This window comes from Sulfurovum sp. (genome assembly GCF_041562805.1).
Taxonomy (GTDB): domain Bacteria; phylum Campylobacterota; class Campylobacteria; order Campylobacterales; family Sulfurovaceae; genus Sulfurovum.
On record NZ_JBFFOH010000258.1, the window covers coordinates 1 to 2,196 of the forward strand.

The 2,196-nt window shown below is 33.1% G+C and carries 3 protein-coding genes; 1 reads left to right on the top strand and 2 read right to left on the bottom strand.

Translation table 11 applies throughout. The features are described 5' to 3' along the window. Positions 1 to 295 (top strand): hypothetical protein (locus ABYK33_RS15480; RefSeq protein WP_373034222.1); only part of this gene is annotated, 295 nt, incomplete at its 5' end. Positions 296 to 497: 202 nt separating this feature from the next. Here the strand turns inward: ABYK33_RS15480 and ABYK33_RS15485 are convergent. Beyond that, on the bottom strand, positions 498 to 1,469 hold the full coding sequence (locus ABYK33_RS15485) for a GTP-binding protein (RefSeq protein ID WP_373034223.1): 972 nt from the start codon (positions 1,467 to 1,469) through the stop codon (positions 498 to 500). 164 nt (positions 1,470 to 1,633) lie between these two features. Next, positions 1,634 to 2,196 (bottom strand): 2-oxoacid:acceptor oxidoreductase family protein (locus ABYK33_RS15490; RefSeq protein ID WP_373034224.1); only part of this gene is annotated, 563 nt, incomplete at its 5' end.

A 2,196-nucleotide genomic window follows, 5' to 3' on the forward strand; every position in this document is an offset into this window, starting at 1 on the left:
TAAACCCATAACTCAAAAAAGTGATTTGGCTGTTGTTGGCAATTCATTTCTCACATATCATAATGACTGTTTTAATGCTATCAAACATAAAAATATCTATGCATTCTATTCTGGATACAAAAGTAACGGTTTGTTTCCGTGGATAATGCTTGTAGTCTTCAATATCATTTTGTGGGGCGCTTATTATTATTTAAATGCTCCACTGGAAGAAGTTTTCATCTTTAGTATGTTTATCCTAGCAATGACACTTTTCTTTCGGGGGATCTCTTACATATTATACGAGCGATTCTATTAGAATATAGATACGTGTCTTTTTCATCTCTTCTCACTACACATATTGTCGGACAAGATTAACTTTAATAATAAATTCTCAAGACCTTAACATATAAGGGGGAGTATATGAATAGTAGGCAAGGAGGGAGTTGTATGCCGCATATGCATACCCTACCCTATGAAACCCTATATAAGGGTACTATAATTAGATAGTTGGCTGAAAGCTACTTGCTAACTCTAAATTTAGGCATATTTAAAAAATCAAATTTTTCACATAACAGATTTACATCATTATCTATTGATTCACCAATAAATATCATAATGGATGGTTGTGTATACTCCTCTAACTCTTCAAATGAGACATTTCCAAATGAGTAATTAATTATAATGGGATTTGGAACATCCTTTACTTTTACGACACCTTTTACTCTGTAAATACTTTTGGGAATCGTTTTTAAGACTTCATCCACATTTCCAAAGTTAATATCTTCTTTTAGGTAAGCAACTTTTTGTGTAATAGAGTCTTTTGAAGTGTGATCATGATGTTTATAATCTTTTGCCAATCCAATAATCTCATCAATACGATAAACACCATCAAATACCTCTTGGTTAACAAGGCCCTGATGAGCCTTGTTAATAACATAGTTATTAAATATAGGTTCATCAGTAAGCGTATTTTTAATATTATATTCTTCTTTGATGGCAATAACATCTTTCTTTACAGCTTCTAACTCATCATTACTCACTAGATCCGTCTTATTCAGCACCATTATATTGGAGCCACCAATTTGATATTTTGCAGTTGAATTATCTTTATACGAATCAAGGTTTTTGGAATCTATAACACAAATGACACCTTCAACAGAGATACCAAGATTTTGCATTGATAAGAAGATAGGAAAAGGCTCAGATGCACCTGATGTCTCTACAAATATGATTTCAGGGTTATACTTATTCATGATCTCAAGAACACCACTTTCAAACTCTTCGGCCAATTGACAACAGATACACCCTTCTGATATTTCAAGTACTTCACTGTACACATTGCTTAGAATATCACCATCTATACCAATATCGCCAAACTCGTTTACGACAATAGCAACTTTCTTATCGCTAAAATATTTTTGGACTGTATTGGTAAGCATTGTGGTTTTACCAACACCTAAAAATCCTGTAATAATAAATGATTGTATCATGTCTGTACCTTGTAAATTAGATTGTTATGCGTGAATGTTTGTATATAGATCTATTTAATAATCCCTTGGATTAACTATAAAGGGTTATAAAAGAAATCTAATAGGTGAAGTAACTCGTGCAGTGTTATGTAACAACTGTACATAAAGTACAGTTGTTATATTATCTAGTGCTTTTCTGGAGCATCTAGGATTTGTTTTAAACCAACTTCTTTTGCCCATGCAACAGTTAAGTCAAATGCTGCAGATGCAGTATCAAGGTTTTTTTGAATTAGTTCTTCTTTCTTTTTAAACTTTTTCTGAATAACTGAGTCAAGTGTAGCTGTACCACCTGAAGCTGTATATTTCTTAAGGAATCTATCTTTAATTCCTTCTTCAATAGCAGGCTTACCAACAGTTCCTAGGGCACCAAACAATGCACCTAACATTGCCATATTCGTAGCAAGTTCAGTTCCAGCTTGATCAATAGCAAACTGAGTAAAGTCTCTTGTAAGAACTTTTACATTTAAGTCATCTAGAGTCTTTCTATCAGCCTCAGTTAAAAGATCGTGATCACTGTTAATAATAACTAGACCATTCTCTTTAATACCAGCATAAAAAGGCATTGTGTATGATTTACCCATAGTAATAACTTGTGGGTGAAAAATCATAACGATATCAGGATAAATTACTTCCCCTCTATCGTAAATAGGCACAGTACCAAGTCTTACATAAGACTCAGATGGAGCCA